The following is a 17,970-nucleotide window of genomic DNA, read 5'->3' on the forward strand; positions in this document are numbered from 1 at the left end:
TCGGTCTGGGTTCGGCGGTGGAGCACTGCCGATACGGGCGGCTGCGTGGCCGTGATTTGCGAAAATTTCCTCGTCCCGCCGTCTTCCTGCTATGATGGAGATGAGGAGGCGACCCATGAGCGAGAACCGTAAGCTGGCCGCAATCCTGGCTGCAGATGTGGTCGGATACAGCCGGCTCGCGAGCGCGGACGAAGATCGTACCTTGGCGCGGTTGCGGGCACTGCGCAGCGACCTGATCGATCCGATCATTGCAGTGCACCACGGGCGGGTTATCAAGCGTACCGGAGATGGGGCACTGGTTGAGTTTCGCAGTGTGGTCGATGCCGTGCGCTGCGCCGTTGAGATTCAAAACGGTATGGTTGAGCGCAATGCCGGCGTACCGCAGGAGCGCCGCATCGAGTTCAGGATAGGCATCCATCTGGGCGACGTGGTCGAAGAGAGCGATGGCGACCTGATGGGTGACGGCGTCAACATCGCCTCGCGTCTGGAGGGCGTTGCGGCGCCCGGCGCCATCTGCCTGTCCGAGGATGCCTATCGCCAGGTCAAGGCCAGGCTTGACCTCTCGGTCAGCGATCTCGGCAGCACACAGCTCAAGAACATCGCCGAGCCGATCCGGGTGTATTCGCTGCAGGTCGGCGCCGGGGCCAAGGTGGCCGTGACCTCGCAAACCCCGACGAGCCCTCCGGCTGCGGCAGCGCCGCCGAAACTGTCGATCGCCGTGCTGCCGTTCGCCAATATGAGCGGTGATGCCGAACAGGACTACTTCGCCGACGGCATCTCCGAAGACATCATCACGGCGCTGTCCAAACTGTCACAGCTCTTCGTCATCGCTCGCAATTCGTCGTTCATCTTCAAGGGCCAGAACGTCCATGTGCAGGATGTCGGCACGAAGCTCGGCGTGCGCTATGTCCTTGAAGGCAGCGTACGCAAGTCGGGGAACAAGGTACGCATCACCGCGCAGCTCATCGATGCAATTTCAGGCGGCCATCTTTGGGCGGAGCGGTTCGATCGCGATCTGACCGACATATTCGCCGTGCAGGATGACGTGACGCAGCACATCGTCGGTGCGCTGGCGCTCAATCTGACCGACGATGACCGTCTGCGGCTGGCGCCCGAACACCAGCGCAATCCGGAGGCGTATGACTGTTTCCTGCGGGGCCGGGAGCTGTGGCACCGGCTGACGAAGGACACGAACGTCGCGGCCCGCGAGCTCTTGCAGCGGGCCATCGAACTGGACCCGAAATTTGCCTCTGCCCACGCTTTCCTAGCCCTCACGCACGGGCTCGATTACCTCAACAGGTGGGGTGCGTCGGACTCGATGGCGCAAGCGGAAGAGGCAGCAACGCGAGCGGTAACGCTGGATGACAGCAATCCCTGGGCGCACTGGGCGCTGGCATCGGCCAAGCTTTACACACGACGGCACGATGAGGCCATCGGCGAGGTCGAGCGCGCGATAGCTCTCAATCCGAACTTCGCCGAAGCGCACGTCGCCCGCGGCGAGGCGCTGTATTATTCGGGTAGACCCGCGGAGGCGCTAGAGAGTTTCGCCCGGGGAAAGACCTTGAATCCATACTTTCCGGATGTGCTTCTGCACTTCCAGGCTTTGGCATCGTTTCAACTGGGAAGGTACGAAGAGGCCGTCGACCTCTTGCTGCAACGGCTGGCTCGCAACGCTGTCACCGACGTCTCGCGTGCGCTTCTGGCCGCATGCTACGGCCATCTGGGCCGTTTGGAGGAGGCCCATACGGCATGGCAGGACCTGCTTCGCGTCAATCCCGCCTATTCGCTGGAACACCGTCGCAAGGTCTTGCCTTACAAGAACCCTGCCGATTTCGAACTCATGGTCGAGGGGCTCCGCAAGGCCGGCGTGGTGCAATGACGGGCTAAAGCCCGGCCGGATCAGAGGCCCGAGGCCCGGCCGATCTTGCGCCATCGGGCGTTTTCGCGAACCGGTTTCAGGTCATCGGTCGTCTCGGCAAATGTCCGCAACCGGTATTGCCGCAGCAGGTCCGGGAACAGCGCCCCTTCCGGCAGTCCGGCAAGCTGCTCGCGGACCGAGATCTTTTCATCGATGACCCGCATGCCCCAGGCATTTTCCCGAACCTGCAGCTCGGCGGCCAGATCGCGCTCTTCTGGCGCGTTTTCATCAAGCGCAGCCAGCAGGATCGAGTGGAAAAGCGCGACATAGCCAATCTGTCTCAGGCCGCCCACAACCCGCACGCGCGGCAATATGGCAAGGGCAAGGAACATCAGGAACAAGTCCGGCAAAAGCAGGCCGTCCAGCAGTGCCTGCTGGAGATGCGGCCGCTCGAACGGGATGGAAAGACCATGCGGCCTGTCAGGCTCGATCAGCCGCCCGTTCTCGAGGACGAGCTTGCGCACGCGCTGCTCGCGGATGCCCCAGAAATAGTCCGTGGCATTGGGCAGGAACCTGCCAAATGGGCCCGATGCGGCTTCTTGCAAGGCATGGTCGAGACGCCGGCGCCTTGCGGGCTCGAGGAGCAGCCTGGAAAGAAGGCTGCCTTCATCTTCCAGATGCCGCGACACGACAGTCGCGGCCAGCCTATCATCGATGAAAACCGGCCGAGCCATGCCGGAACGATCCCAATCGGCGACCAGATCCTCGTTGAGTTCTGTCAGCGCATCGGCGGCGGTTGCAAACACCTTGTCCTGGCTGGCAAGCAGCGTGCCCAGCCAGCTTCTGGCATCCGTCTCATTGCCCACCGTTTCGAGCGCGCGCCCGTTGAGGGCGACGGGACCGGCCGCGCAGGCGCTTTTGCGGCACAGTTTGTGGCGCCCCATGCCAAACAAATTGACCTTGTCGTCGCCGACATCGAGCCATCCCGGCCCCTCCCGGCCGGTTGTCTCCATGGTCATGGTCGTTCCCATGAAGCCGAAAAAAGCCGACAGCCTGTTTTCGACCGCGCCGAGCCAGGCAAGCAGCAGGGCATCGAAGGTGATGCGATCCATCAGAAGCAGGCAGTGCAGGCCGGACTGGATAACCGGTCTGTGGTCGAATTCGTTGAGGGCCTTGCCGATCGCTTCAGGCTGCATGATCGCACCGAGGCGCTGCTGCAGGACGTCGCGCAGGATCGAGCGGGCAGCAATCGACGGGGCCGATCCAGGCCTTGCCACCGGCCGCCACAGATGGCGGGCATAATCGGAAACCGGTGCATTCCAGTTCTGCTCGATGTCACGCACGACCTCCGGGCAGAGCAGCGACAGCACGGCCAAAATGTCCACCGGAGGGGCAAGGGCAGGGACGGTGGTCATCAGAACCGCAGCCGGGCCATGCTCAGGAGGTCGTGGTACTGCCCGTCGGTAAAACCGGCCTTCACATGCCGGCCTTCGACCTCGAAGCCATGGCTTGTGTAGAGACGGATGGCCGGTTCGTTGTCGGCATAGACAGTCAACTCGACCCGCTTAAGGGCGCGCCAATTGTCGGCCACGTCAAGCAGCGCGCCTAGGATGGCAGAGCCGATGCCTCTGCCGACAAAACCATCGTCAAGGCCGATATTGATCTCGCCGATATGCGAGCGGCGCGGCGAACCCTGCGCGACCAGGCTGCCATGGCCGACAACCTTGCCGTCCGACTCGGCAACGATCCAGGTGGTTTCCGGGCCGGACTTGGCGATGCGCCGCTCCACCTGCTCCACCATCTCGAATGGCATCCTGAGTGTGCCCCAGCGGAAGCCCGGCATATTGAAGATAGCGCAAAGCGCCTCGGCATCGCTTGGCCGGACGGCCCGGAGCTGCGGCTGGATTTTCTCTAGGGGTGGCGTGCTGGTCATGGCTTTTCCGGCTACAGCAATTCCAGGAAAAGTGTGAGCGGTTTTCCGTCCGGAATTGCGTCAGAACAAAGGACAGAGGCAATATGCCCGGCACGATGCACCGGACGTCACCTGAAAATCCAGCCGTCTCTGCGACCTATGCCGATTGCGCGGCAAAATGCCGGGGGGCGGCGTAGAATTTGAGGATACCGCTGATGCCGATCCAGCCGAAAAGGGCAAGCCAGCACAATGTCCCGGCCGCCGTCCAGTCGATCCGGTGCACGGCGGCGTCGGTGATGACGAGGCCAAGAACGGCAAGCAGGCCAACCAGAAACTGCGCCAGGCCGAGCACCAGCAATTCCTCACGCGGCGCACTTCTCCAGAGGAGATAGGTGCCGCCTGCACCCGCGAGGAAGATGGCACTGTAGACCTGGGCGTGGAAGGCATCGATCGGCCATGGCCAGAAGCCACCGAATGTCAGGGGAAACAGCAACAGGCCGACGCCGTAGACCCCGAGGATCGTCATTTCCACCGGTAGGTAGGCGCGCCATGCGGGGTTTAAGATCACGCCTTTTGCAGAAGGGCGGGCCCTTGCCCGCCACAGGAACAGCGCGGATACAGCGGCCGACGCAAGATAGACCAGAAACCATAGCCAGGGGGCTTTGCGCTCGAAGTTGAAATAGCCAAGGTTGATGAACGAAGCCGCCGACACGATGACGGTGAAGATGAAGGCCATGACCAGCACGAGCCTGCCGGGCGACCAGCGATTCCAGACCAGCAGCGCCGCCATCACTGCCATTTCGGCGGTGTAGAAGCCGCCGAGGAAGCGGGCATTGAACGGCGTGACGGCCCAGGGCCAGCGCGGCTTGACCAGCGCGGGCGCGAAAAACAGGCCGGCCCCGACGATCAGGACGATGATGACCCCCGCCGAGAAAAGGCGCAGGGCCGCCGGAAACGGCGGGTTGTCGCGTGTCGGCATGGAGAAAACCCCAGAGATGAATGCCCCATGGGCTATCATAGTTTGGAATTCAACAAATGGAAATTGACCTGTCACCAGGCTTGTCCATTCGAATGGCCGTACGGTCCATTTCGCAGTATGATGGAGCGTTCGGGTCGAAGATCGGTCCGGCCAACACGCCTAGAGCCGGATGATTTCAGGTCTGTCCGACCTGAAATCTGAATCCGCCTCTAAATCAGGAAATAGAGCATGATGTCGTCCGAAAACCGCTTCACACTTTTCGGCATCATGCCCTAACGGCGCAATTTCCGGAGCCTGCACGATGACCGAAGCTCAGGATCTGTTCTCGCTTCTGCGGCAATCGACCGATGTCGATCCGCAGGCAATCGACGCAATCCGGCAAACCATCGCCGAGGGCAAGGACCGCGAACTTTGCCGCATCAATGCGCTGGCCTTCGCCAGCAAGCATGGCCTCGACGAGGAACGCACCATAAGCGCCTTTCTCCATGCGGCGCGGGTGGGCATCTTCGACATTTCCTGGAATGTTCTGTGCCCCGGCTGTGGCGGCGTGCTCGACACCAACGCCACGCTGAAAACCATGCAGAAGGACGAATACACCTGCGCGCTGTGCTCCCAGGGCTATTCGCCGACACTCGACGAGATGGTCGAGGTGACATTCACCGTCAGTCCCCGTGTGCGCAGGATTGCCGCCCACAATCCACACGAACTGCCGTTGGTGGAATATTACCGCCAGATCTACTGGGCGTCCGGGGCCGATCTGCCGGACGAGGATCTGGCGGAAAAGATGGAAGCGTTCTCGCTGGAAGATATTGAGCTTGCGCCCGGTGAAAAGGCGGTTCTGCACATCCAGCTTCCGCCCCAATTTATCATCGTCTTCGAGCCGGTCACGCATTCGGCCCAGTTCATCGACGCGAAGGGCGAACCGGCAAAAGAGCGGCGAAACCTCTCTCTGGCCTTCGACCGCGACCATGTCCAGAGCCAGACGCTGGAGATGCAGCCCGGCCCGTTGCGCATTTCGCTGGAAAACAGGACCGACACGCGCGTGCTGCCGACGGTCTTCATCGCCTGCCCGGTATTGCATGATTTCCTGGGCAAGCGCCGGCCCTTCGTGACCGCCAAGCGCCTGCTCACCAACCAGACGTTCCGGGATCTCTATCGCACGGATACGCTCGACATCAACCAGCGCCTGAAGATCACCAGCCTGACCTTCCTGTTCACCGATCTGCGCGGATCGACCGAGCTTTACGAGCGGGTGGGCGATCTTTCAGCGTTCGATCTCGTGCGCGAGCACTTCCAGGTTCTGCACGAGATCGTCGCGGCGGAGGCAGGCGCGGTTGTGAAGACGATCGGCGATGCGGTGATGGCGACCTTCGCGACGCCTGACCGTGCGATTGCCGCGGCGCTGCGGATGCGCGACGCCATGCGGGCCCTAAATGACAAAAGCGGGCGCGAGGACCTTCTGCTCAAGATCGGTGTTCACGCCGGCCCCTGCATAGCCGTGTCCATGAACGAGCGGCAGGATTATTTCGGCCAGACGGTCAACATTGCTTCGCGGGTCCAGAACCTCGCCAACGCACAGGCGATCTTCGCCACGCGTGCGGTGGTCGACGATAATCTCACCGCCGATCTGTTGCACAGGAACGCGCTGACGCCCGTGCCGCACGAGGTCTCGCTGCGCGGCATCGAGCGGGAGATTGCGGTTTATACGATCCCCTGAAGAGTTCTCTGCCGCTCACACGCGCCTGCAGAGGAAATAACGGTCGGCGGGCTCCGAAGTGGGCGCCGGGAGCTGTTGCAGCAGCGGGTGATCGAGCGGCGTGCCACTGACCGCGAAGCCGCCGACGCGAAGCAGGCTCGCAATCAGATCGGGAAGCCAGGTAGCGGTCACTGCATCGCGATCGTCATAGCCGGTGCCAATGTCGGCATGAACAAGGGCGGCTTCGATGCCAATGAACTTGCGGCCCGTCTCGCGTATTTCGCCGAGCACGAGGTTTTCAGCTTCGGGAATTGAGCTAGTGTGCGCGCCAACTTCGCGGTCGAACACCACGATCCGGCGCCCGGGCAGAAGCTCGCGCAGATGGTGGAATGTCCGGCCATTGCCGAGGCCGAGTTCAAGCACAAGCCCCTCCATCTTCGCCACCTCGGGGCAGATTCGATTGAGAATGTCGCGCTGCGCGGTCATCCTGCTGATGAAATTATCGAGGCGACTCATATGCGATTGTGTGTCCTGAACCAGCAGCCCCGATCGAGGCTTGCTGCATATAAAGGCGAACGACGAACCCTGCAATAACGCAACCGGCCGCCGACAAGCGTCATACCGGGTGGAGTGTTCGGCAGGCCGCGCGGTGGAACAGCGATATCACTTGTAGGGGTCTGCGGCGTCCCGCAAGCCGTCGCCGAGGAAGTTGAACGCCATGATGACGAGGATGACCGGCAGCATCGGCAAAAGCAGCCATGGATAGAACGCGATCACGCTGACGCTGCGCGCCTCGGTGAGCAGGATGCCCCAGCTGGTTATCGGCGCCCTCAGGCCGAGCCCGAGGAAGCTCAGCGCCGTTTCGCCCAGGATCATGCCAGGGATGGAGAGCGTCGCCGTCGCGATCAGATGCGACATGAAGCCGGGAATGAGATGCCGCCTGATGATGCGGCTGCTCCCGGCGCCCATCAACTGCGCGGCCAGAACGTAATCCTCCTCGCGCAAGGCCAGAAGCTTTGAACGCACGGCCCGCGCCAGTCCGGTCCAGTCGAGCAGCCCGAGGATGACGGTGATGCCGAAATAGATCAGGATCGGACTCCAGGTTATCGGCATGATCGCCGCCAGGGCCAGCCATAGCGGAATGCTGGGAATCGATTGCAGGACTTCGATTATCCGTTGGACGATCAGGTCGAAGATACCGCCGTGATAGCCGGCCAGCCCGCCGATGACGATGCCGAGCAGGAAGCTGAAACTGATGCCGACGAGGCCGATAGTCAGTGAAATGCGTGCGCCATAGATCATGCGCGAGAGCACGTCGCGCCCCAGCCTGTCGGTGCCGGCCAGAAACAGCTGCCCGTTTTCGGCAGGACAGACAAAATGCCTGTCACCTTCGATCAGGCCCCAGAACCGATAAGTGTCGCCCTGGCAGAAGAAACGGAGCCGCTGAACGTCGTCGTGGTTCTCGATGTAGTTCCGCTTGAGCGTGTCCATATCCAGCGTCATCTGGCGGCCATAGACGAACGGCCCGACGAACTCGCCATTGTGGAACAGGTGCACGTGCTGCGGCGGCGCATAGATGTAGTCCATGTTGCGCGAGTGCAGATTGTAGGGCGCCAGGAACTCGCAGATAAGTATCCCGGAATACAGCACTGCCAGGAATATGCCGGATATAAGCGCAAGCCGGTGTTTGCGGAATTTCCACCACATCAGCCGCAACTGCGATGCCTGAAAGACCTTCGATTGCTCCGGCGTCATCGCCTCGACCGACTGCAGGTCGAAGGGCGCGCCGGAAATGTAGTGTTGCAGTGGAGCACCCGGAGCGGGCAGCGGCGAGTCCTGCTTCATTTGGTGCTGCCACCCTGCAAACGAATTCGTGGATCAAGCAGCGCCAGCGCCAGGTCGGAAATCAGCACGCCAATGACCGTAAGGAAGGCGAGGAACATCAGGAATGACCCAGCCAGATACATATCCTGGCTTTGCAGCGCCTTGATCAGCATCGGCCCGGTCGTTTCCAATGACAGAACGATAGCCGTGATTTCGGCGCCGGAAATGATGGCCGGCAGGATCGAGCCGATGTCGGAAATGAAGAAGTTGAGTGCCATGCGCAGCGGATATTTGACCAGCGCCTTGAACGGATGAAGGCCTTTGGCGCGCGCCGTCACGACATATTGCTTGTGCAGTTCGTCGAGCAGATTGGCGCGCAGCCGCCGGATCATGCTCGCCGTGCCTCCGGTGCCGATGATCAGGACCGGGATCCAGAGATGGGCGAGGATCGACTTCGCCTTGGCCCAGCTCATCGGCTCGCCGAGATATTGCTGGTCCATGAGGTGGCCGATGGACGTGCCGAACCAGATGTTGGCGAAATACATCAGGATCAGCGCCAGCATGAAATTCGGAATGGCAAGGCCGAGAAGGCCGAAGAAAGTCAGGCCGTAGTCGCCCCAGCTGTATTGATGCGTGGCGGAGTACATGCCGATCGGAAAGGCGATGAGCCAGGTGAAGATGATCGTGACGAAGGAAACCAGCACGGTCAGCCACATTCGGTCGCCCACGACGTCGCGAACCGGCAGCTCATATTCGAAGGAATAGCCGAAATCGCCGTGCAGCATCCCGCCAACCCAGTAGAAGTAGCGAATGACCGGCGGCTGGTCGAAACCATATTCCTTGCGCATCATCTGGATGCGGTCGGAATCCACCGCTTCGCCCTGGGCCCGGAGCTCAGCGACATAGCTGTCGAAATAGTCGCCCGGCGGAAGTTCGATGATGGTGAACACCAGCGCCGATATGACCAGCAGCGTTGGAACCATCACGGCGATGCGCCAGACAAGATATCGAAGCACGCTCAGGAGCCTCCAAGCCAGAATGTGTCCGGCATGTAGACACCGAAATAGGAGGTCGGGTCATAGCCGAAAAGTGCCTTGTCAGGCAGGTTGCGCAGCCGCGAGGATACCAGAATCGGCTGATGCGTTGCGTTCACCGTGCCTATTGAAAACACCTGATCGGTGTAGATCGACAGCATAGAGTTCCAGATTTCGGCGCGCTCGCTGGCTTCGGTCGATCCGTTCCATCGCTTGAGCAAAGCCATCAACTCGACCACTTCAGGAAGATCGGGCGCCTCACCCATCTTGCCATGGGACAGATAGTGAGCACCCCAGAGCGGCCACTGCAATTGGTCGTCGATGGTGGGGGCCAGTTGGTACGGATTCATGTCGGCGGTCGGCACGCCATTGTCGATGCCCGACCACATCGACATCATGATCTGGCCGCCAAGCGCGCGGCTGCGGAAGATGTCGCGCTGCGAAGTCCGGATGAACAAAGCGATGCCGATCTTGCGCCAGTGATCGGTGATAAGTTCGAGCGCGTCGGTTTCCAGCGTGCTTTCGCCGGCCGTTTCCACGATGATCTGCGCAGAGCGTCCATCCGGAAGCATCCGCACGCCGTCATCGTCACGTGCCTGAAGCCCGACCTCGTCTAGCAGGGCATTGGCCTTGTCGGGATCATGGGCGATCCAGGCTTTCGCGTATTCCGGCCGGTAGAGCGGGCTCTCCGGCAACACCGTATCGGCACTTTCCTGCGCCAATCCATAGAACACGGCCATGTTGATCTCACGCCTGTCTACAGCAAGCGAAAGTGCGCGGCGCACGCGCACGTCTCTCAAAAGGGCACGCCACACCGGGTCGGCACAATTCAGATTGGGCAGCAGCGCCAGCCGCGAGCCCTGAGTGCGTTTCCATAGATGCATCTTCACCGGGTAGCGCTTCTCCGCATCCTTCAGGAACGAGTAATCGCTGAAGTCAATTCCCATGCATTGCAGGTCGCTCTCCCCCGCACCGGTCTTGGCCGAGATGATCGCCGACGAGCTGACATTCATGATGATCTGGTCGACATAGGGCAGTTGCCGGCCATTCTCGTCTATTCGATGAAAGAACGGGTTGCGCTCGAAGATAAACTGCTCGGCTGGCGGCTTGGTCCGGTTCCGCCAGGGATCGAGCGTCGGCAATTCCGGGTTCTCTGGGCGATACTGCCGCGACATGCGGATATGCAGGAGCGTCCATTTCTTGGCCCGGTTCTCCTTCATCAGGCCGGCGAGCCGGAATGGATCCTGGTATTTCTTGTGGAACTGCTTGAGATAGGCGGCCGGCAGAACGAGCGATATCGGCGCGGCAGCAGCGAGCTTGGGCAGGAAGTCGGGATTGGGCGCGTCCCAACTGTAGCGCACCGTCAGCGGATCGACGATCTCGAAGCGCGGCGGCTGGCCGTCCGCCAGCAGGGTCGGGGCGAGCCCCCCTTGCGAAAGCTCATCGTTCAGCCAGACATCTTCCCAGCAATAGCGAAAATCCTCCGGCGTCAGCAGGCTGCCGTCGGACCATTTATGGCCTTCCCGTATCTTGAAAGTGAAGATGCGATCATCCGCTACGTCGAAACTTTCGAGAATGTCGGCATGCAAGTTAAGTTTTTCGTCATAACCGACCAGCCGGGAATACCCGTAGATCGTCATCATCCGGATATCTTTCTGGCTGCCGATGATCGTACGCAGCGTGCCGCCATACTGGCCGGGCTGCCGGCCCATCGCAGCGAGGTTCAACGCGCGCGGGCTCTTGGGCAAGCGCTCAGCGAGTGCCGGCAACGCCTTGGCCGTCAGCTGCGGCTGAAGAAAATCCGGCTCCAGATCTCCGGCACGCGCCGTGCCCGGCAGAAGTGCCGAAGCCATCAGTCCAAGGACGGTGCGACGACTGATCAATGGCGTAGCTCGCTGATATCGGCCGAACGTCGGGCCAGCACGAGGTGGCCGCCGCCAAGATCGATCGGCGACAGCGTATCCTCCTCACCCTCGTCGTGGAATTGCGGTCCCCATGCGCTGGTGTCGGAAGCGCCGCCGAGGTTCAGCATCTTGAAATCCATCGGCCGGTCGAGATCGGGGAAGGGGACTGCGGCGAGCAGTGAGCGCGTGTAGGGGTGGATCGGTTTCCTGAGCAGAATTTCGCGCGGTGCAAGCTCGACGATACGCCCGCCGCACATCACAGCGATGCGGTCCGCCATGTAGTCCACCACCGCAAGATTGTGGGATATGAACAGGTAGGTCAGGCCCAGTTCCTTCTGCAGGTCCTTCAGAAGGTTCAGGATCTGCGCCTGCACGGAGACATCGAGCGCCGAAACCGGCTCGTCGCAGATCAGCAGCTCAGGCCCCAGCGCCAACGCGCGCGCAATGCCGATACGCTGACGCTGCCCGCCGGAGAAGCTGTGGGGATAACGCTGGATGAAGCGCGGATCGAGCCCGATTGCCTGCATCAGGCTCTTGACTGTGGCTAGCCGGGACGCGGCATTGCCACGTTGATGGATTTCCAGCGGCTCGCTCAAGATGTTTTCCACTGTCATGCGAGGCGAAAGCGACGAAACCGGATCCTGGAAGACCATTTGGAGTTTCGCCCGCAGCAAGCGCAGGGCGTCTCCCTCTGCTTCCAGGACGTCGATCGGTCCGTCGCGGCCGTTGAAGATCACGGAGCCGCCGGTAGGGGTGACGGCCCGCATCAGGATCTTGCTGACGGTGGTTTTGCCGCAGCCGCTTTCGCCAACCAGGCCCAGGCACTCACCCCGCCTGATGTCGAAGCTCACGCCGTCCACGGCGCGAACAGAGGTTTGATGGCTCCCGCTGAACCATCCGGAGTTGCGGATGGTGTAGACCTTTTTCAGATCCCTGACCGACAGCAGAATGTCGTCCGGCCCCTTCGCTTCCGGCGCCGTCTGCTTGCCCAGCAGGGTCCCGACATTCACCGGCACCTCGCGGAGCGCCTTCAGCCTTTCGCCAGGTTTCAGGTCGAAATGCGGGACGGCTGCCATCAGGCCCTTCAGGTAAGGGTGGCCTGGCCGGCGGAATATTGCCTCCACAGGGCCCGCTTCCATGATCTCGCCATGGTACATGACCACCACCTCGTCGGCGACATTGGCAACCACGCCGAGGTCGTGTGTGATCAGCAGCATTGCCATGTTGAGCTTGGTCTGGAGTCCACGAAGCAATTGCAGGATTTGCGCCTGGATGGTGACGTCCAACGCCGTTGTCGGCTCATCGGCGATCAACAGAGCGGGCCGGCAGATAAGCGCCATGGCGATCATGGCGCGTTGCCGCAATCCTCCCGAAAGTTCGAACGGATACATGTCGTAGGCGCGCTTGGGATTGGGAAACCCGACGAGGCCGAGCATTTCCTCGGTCCGTGCCTTGCGCTCCGTCCGGTCCATGTGCGTATGAATCTGCAGGGATTCGCTGACCTGGTTGCCGATCGTGTGCAGCGGCGACAGCGATGTCATCGGCTCCTGAAAGATCTTGCCGATGCGGCTGCCTCTCAACGCCCGGATTTCGGGTCCGTCTCGCGGCATCTGCAGGATATCCTGCGTCGTGCCGGGCTTTTTGGGATCGGAAAACAGGATACGGCCGCGAACATGGGCCGTGTTCGGCAAGATGCCCATCACGGCCTGGCTGAGAACCGATTTTCCGGAACCGGACTCACCGACAAGCGCGGTGACCTTGCCGGGCAGGACGCGAAGATTTGCCCGCCTGACGGCATGCAACGGTCCCCCGACAATGGCAAAAGAGATGCCAACATCCTCGATCCGCAGCAGATCAACGCCTGCATCCATTCCCACACCAGCCCCAATCTGGCGCCTCCCGACCGGCCCCAAAAAGCAAGACTAGCGCATTGTCAGCGCAGAGCAACTTGGATTCGAAACGAATTCCCCGGCGACCGGCGGCCGGACAGCATACCAGGGCGTCCAGATCGGATGGTGGTGACTACTGGAGCTTCCTCCGGTCGCCCGCCGACAGCCGCGCGGCATCGCGATGAAGTAGCATGACCTGCTCGGCGTCCGATATCCGATCGTGAAACGGCTGCAGCGCAGCGTCTTCATCGAGTGCGAGAGCACCCGACAGATCGGGTGAAAGCACCGTCAGCTTCTGCTTGCTGCCCGCCAGTTCCTCCTCGCCGAGCGTCAGCCAGCTGTTGGCCCCGCAATAACCGGCGAAGTCCTTGCTGGCGAGAACGCTGTGCGGATATTTCTTGGTCAGGGTCTGGAGACGCTGGACCTCGTTTACAGCCGAGCCGAAGACCGAGAATGTGAGTCGGTCGGTAAGCCCGACATTGCCGAACATCACATTGCCGACATGCAGGCCGATACCAAATTTTATATCGCCCAGTCCTTGCTCTTTTCTGCGCAGATTGAGCTCCATCATGCGCATGCCGGCCTTGTGCGCAGCCGCAAGAGCAGCCTGGCAGGCGATCTCTGACTGCGCCCGGTGCCTTTCGCAGGGGTAGACGGCAATGAATCCATCCCCCAGGAAACTCATGATCTGCCCGCCTTTGCGATTGAAAGGTGCTGCGATGGCATCGAAAAACTGGTTCAGCGTATCGATATAGACTTCGCGGCCGGAGGTTTCGGCGAGCCTTGTCGACCCGCGCATATCGCCCATCACCAGCGCGGCCCGGATTGTGTCGCCCTCGCCGCGCTTGATCTGGCCGTCCAGCACGCGCCTGCCGGCGTCACCGCCGAGATACGTGGTCATCATGTTGTCGGCGAGCTTGGTGAGCACCGCCATCTTGCTTGCTATAGCGAGATGGTTCTGGATCCGCAGCAGCGCCGAAATCATGCTGTCGCTGAAGCCTGAAGCACTGTCGGTGGACCAGGACCCCAACATGCCCTGACTTGTATCGCCGTTGAAGGGATGGACGAAAGCCATGTAATCGGTGACGCCCATAAGCCTGAGCTCATCGAAAACAGGAAACTCCGACCGCACCGACGGGTCGAGCCGGCGCCGCAGATGGTCGAGCTTGTTGCTGAGCAGATGGTAGTATGGGCTGGTCAGGAATCTGTCGGAATGGACGCCGTTCTCACTCCGGAAGCCTTCCACTTCCAGGCCTTGGCCGCGAATCCAGGTGAAACCGAGCGCGTCATAAAGCGGATGCAGCATCGAAAAGCTCAAATGCACCCGCTTCAGCGGCAGGCCGGCAGCAGCCAGCCGTTCACAAAAACCCTTGACCAATGTTTCCAGGTCGTCGCCCGCCAGCGCCGATTGGGTCAGCCAATCGGCAACCTTATCCATGAGAATGTTGGAAATTTCTGCTTGCGCTGTGCTCATGCTATCTCGAAACCCGTCGAAGACGAGCCATCTCCTTTGATCCGCAAAATTCTCGAAGTCAATGAAGCCGGCTTCGGGGGCAGAAGCCGGCGAAGAATATCCCGAATGACTGTCCTTGCAGGAAGCAAGCAGACGTCGACCGCACAAATCACCTGCAACACTATGTGGCGAGGCTGCCGGCGAAGTGCAATCCCGATCCTGACATCGCGCAAATAATTGGTCGGCTCAGGCACCGTTGGGCTCGCCGGGTCCCAAGAACCATGGCCGCGGCGCATTGCGGAAAATCGATTCCCCAAGCCGTCATCAGACCGGCGCCTTCGCCTTCAGGCTTGCGGCAGCCATTGCATAGCCGCCGGCGGCGCCATCGATGAAGTGAACATGATCGCGCTGCAGCGGCGAGATGACGAGGCATGTCATCAAGGCCGACTTCTGGCGGTGCAGGCCATAGTTGCAGATGCCGGCCTCTTCCGCTTGTTTCAGCCGGTTCTCGATCCGCTGCAACACATCCGCGTCGACGTCGATGGTCATCTTCAAGCCGTCGTCGAACTTGCGGAAATCCGAATTGCTGGCCACCTCGCGCTTGTAGACCTTCGGATCGAAACCGCCGATCGTCCAGCCCAATTTGTCGGTGACGGCCGTAAGCGTCATCAGGAAGATCACCCACAGCTTGGCCAGCCACCGCCGCCCCGGCGGCGCCGTGGCCCGTGCCTCGACATCGAGGCCGGCGGGCAGGAGACTGTAGGCCGGACCGTCCACCGGCACCGGGTGGCCATCGCGCTCCTGCCTGCCGGCAAGGGTGATGATGTCGGAAGCCAGAAACTGGAAACCACGCAAGTCGCGCGATGCCCCCGGCACGGCTATGATCGAGACAATTTCGCCATGCCGGGCTTCGATCGGGTTCCAGCGGCAGGAGAGGCCGGTCAGATCCGGCCGCGCGCCGGCCGGGGCGGGGTCGACGCGGTAGCGCCCGGATTTCATTTCGGCTTCCGCCCAACTGCCGCCGCCGCCGGCGAACATGGCATAGAAGGCTGCTTCGGAGGCCTGGAACCTCGCCACGCGAACGTCGAGGCCTTGCGCTCTTATGTCCTTTATCGGCACGATTGCGGCACGCAAGGTGAGATCCAGTTCGTCCGCCACCCATCTCTGGACAGAAGCCAGCGCGTTACGGGCGATCTCCAGCGCCGAGCCGGGAAACGCCACGAGCGCGCCGTCGCCGCCGAAGACGAAGGGAAGATCTTGCCGGCCCAGTGCATTGAGCAGCGCCGAAATGACGCTGGCGCCGGCCATATTGACGGTTTTGTAGCGCCCGGCTTCGATCGCCTTGGTCGAGCCGACGATGTCGGCGGTGGCCAGGGCCCAGCCATCGGGGAGAGGCCGATAGTTGTCGATATCGGCAACGCTTTCGAACTTTGCGAAGACCGGCAAAGAAGCGACGAACGGGTCGGACGCGACTGCTGTTTCCATAAGCATCAGATAGCACATTCCAGCGCTTGAAGGTGAAGTCGATCATGCCTCGAAATTGACTTGGGCAGGCTTTGCGATGATAGGATCGCGCGATGCGAATTGCCTTCTACGCCCCGCTGAAGTCGCCCAATCATCCCGTTGTCTCCGGCGACCGCCAGATGGCACGGATGCTGGTCCAGGCGCTGCGGCATGGCGGGCATAGCGTCGAACTGGCATCGGAGTTGCGCTTCTATCTACGCCAGCCGGAACCGAAAAGTTTCGATGCGCTCATGATCGAGGCCCGGGACGAAGCCGCGCGACTGACAAGGCTTTGGGACCGTGACGGCAAGCCCGATCTCTGGTTCTCCTATCATCCCTACTACAAGGCGCCCGACCTGATCGGGCCCGAGCTGGCGTTGGCCTTTGCCGTCCCCTATGTGACGGCCGAAGCCTCTTATTCCGAACGGCGCAACGCCGGTTCGTGGGCCGATAGCCAGGCATTGGTCGCGCGAGCCATCGAGCAGGCGGCGCTGAACATCTGCTTCACGCAAAGGGATCGCCAGGGGCTGGCGGATGCTGTTCCCCACGCCGCTCTCGGTATGCTTTCACCCTTCATCGACACATCGGCATTCCACGAAATGCCGGTACTGGATTATCCGACGCGCCTCGTGACCGTCGCCATGATGCGCCCGGGCGACAAGGTCTTGAGCTATCGCATGCTGGCGCAGGCGCTCGGGTTGATCGGCCATCTCCCCTGGACGCTGTCGGTCGTCGGGGACGGACCTGCCCGTGACGAGGTAAAGGCGCAATTCGCCGGCTTGCCCGCCGACCGTATCGAATGGCTTGGCGCGATTGAGCCGGTCGCCGTGCCGGATGTCCTCTATCGCGGGGGAATCTACGTCTGGCCGGGTTACGGCGAGGCCTATGGCATTGCCTATCTTGAAGCACAGGCCGCCGGCCTTCCGGTGGTGGCTCAGGACATTGCCGGCGTGCCGGAGGTCGTGCGGCATGGCCAGACCGGGTTTCTCACCCCGCCAGGCGATGTGGCGGCGTTCGCTTCCGCAATTGCAAGGCTTCTGGCCAATAATGATGAAAGAACCATCATGGCTGCAGAGGCCAGACGTTTCGTTCTCGAAGAACGCTCTCTCGGTGCTGCAAAGGCCCGTCTTGCGGAACTTCTCAAGATGATCCCGTTGTCATGACATCCGACCCGACTTGGCAGCCCCTGGTGGACGAGCTGGCGCACCGGCAACGGGCGGGCCGCAAGGCAGAGTTCTGGCTGCGCGACGATGACGCCGTGGATCCAACGCCGGCACTCGATCGCTTGCTCGACCTCACCGGTGACTTCGCGGTTCCGGTCACTCTGGCCGTCATTCCGGCCCAGACCGACGGGAAGCTTGTCGTCCGGCTTGACGCGGCGCCGCATGCCACGGTCGCCATTCATGGCTGGGCGCACCGAAATCATGCGCCCGAGGGTCAAAAAAAGCAGGAGCTCGGCGCGCATCGGCCACGCGAGGTGGTGCTGGATGAGCTGGCCGGCGGGCTGTCGCGTGTAACCGGCCTGCACGGCGCACGTGCGGTTCCGATGCTGGTGCCGCCCTGGAACCGGATCGATGTCGGCCTGGTACCCGACCTCGGATCGATAGGATTTGCGGCATTGTCGGTGTTCGGGCCGCCAAGGCCGGCTTCCCTGGCGGTCATCAACAGCAATGTCGACATCATGGATTGGCATGGCACGCGCGGCTGCCGCGATCATGGTCTCTTGGTTCAGGCCATCGTCGCGCAATTGCAGCGTGCATTCGACGGCGGCGAACCGGTCGGCCTGCTCACCCACCATCTCGTCCATGATGAATCGGCATGGCTTTTCCTCGAACGGCTGTTCACGATCACCGCGCGGACCGAAGCCTGCGCATGGCTTCCGATCAGCACACTGACAGAACGCAGCGCCGGAAAATAG

At 61.5% G+C, this 17,970-nt stretch carries 14 protein-coding genes; 4 read left to right on the top strand and 10 right to left on the bottom strand.

What is annotated here, in order from left to right; all coding sequences use genetic code 11:
- The first annotated feature begins 115 nt into the window (after positions 1–115).
- Positions 116–1,879: an adenylate/guanylate cyclase domain-containing protein gene (locus X728_RS150075; protein ID WP_023831899.1), complete on the top strand. Its 1,764-nt coding sequence runs from the start codon at positions 116–118 to the stop codon at positions 1,877–1,879.
- 20 nt (positions 1,880–1,899) lie between these two features.
- Here the strand turns inward: X728_RS150075 and X728_RS150070 are convergent, their stop codons facing one another.
- The 3 genes from X728_RS150070 to X728_RS150060 form a co-directional block, all read right to left on the bottom strand.
- Positions 1,900–3,273: a hypothetical protein gene (locus tag X728_RS150070; protein WP_031195611.1), complete on the bottom strand. Its 1,374-nt coding sequence runs from the start codon at positions 3,271–3,273 to the stop codon at positions 1,900–1,902.
- Positions 3,273–3,791: a GNAT family N-acetyltransferase gene (locus X728_RS150065; protein ID WP_023672131.1), complete on the bottom strand. Its 519-nt coding sequence runs from the start codon at positions 3,789–3,791 to the stop codon at positions 3,273–3,275. Before X728_RS150065 ends, X728_RS150070 begins: the two co-directional genes overlap by 1 nt.
- Positions 3,792–3,927: 136 nt before the next feature.
- Positions 3,928–4,749, bottom strand: a complete 822-nt coding sequence (locus tag X728_RS150060) for a hypothetical protein (protein ID WP_023831900.1) — start codon at positions 4,747–4,749, stop codon at positions 3,928–3,930.
- 301 nt (positions 4,750–5,050) lie between these two features.
- Between X728_RS150060 and X728_RS150055 the strand changes: the two genes are divergently transcribed.
- Positions 5,051–6,466, top strand: coding sequence for an adenylate/guanylate cyclase domain-containing protein (locus X728_RS150055; RefSeq protein WP_023685078.1), 1,416 nt, complete (start codon positions 5,051–5,053; stop codon positions 6,464–6,466).
- 15 nt (positions 6,467–6,481) lie between these two features.
- On the opposite strand, the gene X728_RS150050 is transcribed toward X728_RS150055, so the two are convergent.
- The 7 genes from X728_RS150050 to X728_RS150020 all read right to left on the bottom strand — a co-directional run bounded on the left by X728_RS150050 (position 6,482) and on the right by X728_RS150020 (position 16,052).
- Positions 6,482–6,961: a class I SAM-dependent methyltransferase gene (locus tag X728_RS150050; RefSeq protein ID WP_023831901.1), complete on the bottom strand. Its 480-nt coding sequence runs from the start codon at positions 6,959–6,961 to the stop codon at positions 6,482–6,484.
- 147 nt (positions 6,962–7,108) lie between these two features.
- Entirely contained in the window at positions 7,109–8,290 is a 1,182-nt protein-coding gene (locus X728_RS150045) for an ABC transporter permease (protein ID WP_023702557.1), read from the bottom strand.
- The gene (locus tag X728_RS150040) at positions 8,287–9,285 is read right to left on the bottom strand and encodes an ABC transporter permease (protein WP_023672136.1); all 999 of its coding nucleotides are present in this window, start codon (positions 9,283–9,285) and stop codon (positions 8,287–8,289) included. Before X728_RS150040 ends, X728_RS150045 begins: the two co-directional genes overlap by 4 nt.
- 2 nt (positions 9,286–9,287) lie before the next feature.
- The gene (locus X728_RS150035; RefSeq protein WP_023740137.1) at positions 9,288–11,186 is read right to left on the bottom strand and encodes an ABC transporter substrate-binding protein; all 1,899 of its coding nucleotides are present in this window, start codon (positions 11,184–11,186) and stop codon (positions 9,288–9,290) included.
- Positions 11,183–13,078, bottom strand: a complete 1,896-nt coding sequence (locus tag X728_RS150030; RefSeq protein WP_023831902.1) for an ABC transporter ATP-binding protein — start codon at positions 13,076–13,078, stop codon at positions 11,183–11,185. The genes X728_RS150035 and X728_RS150030 overlap by 4 nt, the downstream gene beginning before the upstream one ends.
- 151 nt (positions 13,079–13,229) lie before the next feature.
- Positions 13,230–14,570: an adenylate/guanylate cyclase domain-containing protein gene (locus X728_RS150025; protein ID WP_023831903.1), complete on the bottom strand. Its 1,341-nt coding sequence runs from the start codon at positions 14,568–14,570 to the stop codon at positions 13,230–13,232.
- 303 nt (positions 14,571–14,873) lie between these two features.
- Positions 14,874–16,052: a DUF3095 domain-containing protein gene (locus X728_RS150020; protein ID WP_031195613.1), complete on the bottom strand. Its 1,179-nt coding sequence runs from the start codon at positions 16,050–16,052 to the stop codon at positions 14,874–14,876.
- 74 nt (positions 16,053–16,126) lie between these two features.
- Between X728_RS150020 and X728_RS150015 the strand changes: the two genes are divergently transcribed.
- Positions 16,127–17,215 (top strand): glycosyltransferase family 4 protein, encoded by a 1,089-nt coding sequence (locus X728_RS150015; RefSeq protein ID WP_023831905.1) that lies wholly within the window; start codon positions 16,127–16,129, stop codon positions 17,213–17,215.
- The gene (locus tag X728_RS150010) at positions 17,212–17,970 is read left to right on the top strand and encodes a polysaccharide deacetylase family protein (RefSeq protein WP_023831906.1); all 759 of its coding nucleotides are present in this window, start codon (positions 17,212–17,214) and stop codon (positions 17,968–17,970) included. The genes X728_RS150015 and X728_RS150010 overlap by 4 nt, the downstream gene beginning before the upstream one ends.

This window comes from Mesorhizobium sp. L103C119B0, assembly GCF_000502235.1.
Taxonomy (GTDB): domain Bacteria; phylum Pseudomonadota; class Alphaproteobacteria; order Rhizobiales; family Rhizobiaceae; genus Mesorhizobium.

Excerpts from the sequence above, each read along its gene's own strand:
- X728_RS150025 (WP_023831903.1), bottom strand. The coding sequence starts at position 14,570 with ATGAGCACAGCGCAAGCAGAAATTTCCAACATTCTCATGGATAAGGTT.
- X728_RS150065 (WP_023672131.1), bottom strand. The coding sequence starts at position 3,791 with ATGACCAGCACGCCACCCCTAGAGAAAATCCAGCCGCAGCTCCGGGCC.
- X728_RS150050 (WP_023831901.1), bottom strand. The coding sequence starts at position 6,961 with ATGAGTCGCCTCGATAATTTCATCAGCAGGATGACCGCGCAGCGCGAC.
- X728_RS150020 (WP_031195613.1), bottom strand. The coding sequence starts at position 16,052 with ATGTGCTATCTGATGCTTATGGAAACAGCAGTCGCGTCCGACCCGTTC.
- X728_RS150070 (WP_031195611.1), bottom strand. The coding sequence starts at position 3,273 with ATGACCACCGTCCCTGCCCTTGCCCCTCCGGTGGACATTTTGGCCGTG.
- X728_RS150075 (WP_023831899.1), top strand. The coding sequence starts at position 116 with ATGAGCGAGAACCGTAAGCTGGCCGCAATCCTGGCTGCAGATGTGGTC.
- X728_RS150015 (WP_023831905.1), top strand. The coding sequence starts at position 16,127 with ATGCGAATTGCCTTCTACGCCCCGCTGAAGTCGCCCAATCATCCCGTT.
- X728_RS150060 (WP_023831900.1), bottom strand. The coding sequence starts at position 4,749 with ATGCCGACACGCGACAACCCGCCGTTTCCGGCGGCCCTGCGCCTTTTC.
- X728_RS150055 (WP_023685078.1), top strand. The coding sequence starts at position 5,051 with ATGACCGAAGCTCAGGATCTGTTCTCGCTTCTGCGGCAATCGACCGAT.
- X728_RS150030 (WP_023831902.1), bottom strand. The coding sequence starts at position 13,078 with ATGGATGCAGGCGTTGATCTGCTGCGGATCGAGGATGTTGGCATCTCT.
- X728_RS150010 (WP_023831906.1), top strand. The coding sequence starts at position 17,212 with ATGACATCCGACCCGACTTGGCAGCCCCTGGTGGACGAGCTGGCGCAC.
- X728_RS150045 (WP_023702557.1), bottom strand. The coding sequence starts at position 8,290 with ATGAAGCAGGACTCGCCGCTGCCCGCTCCGGGTGCTCCACTGCAACAC.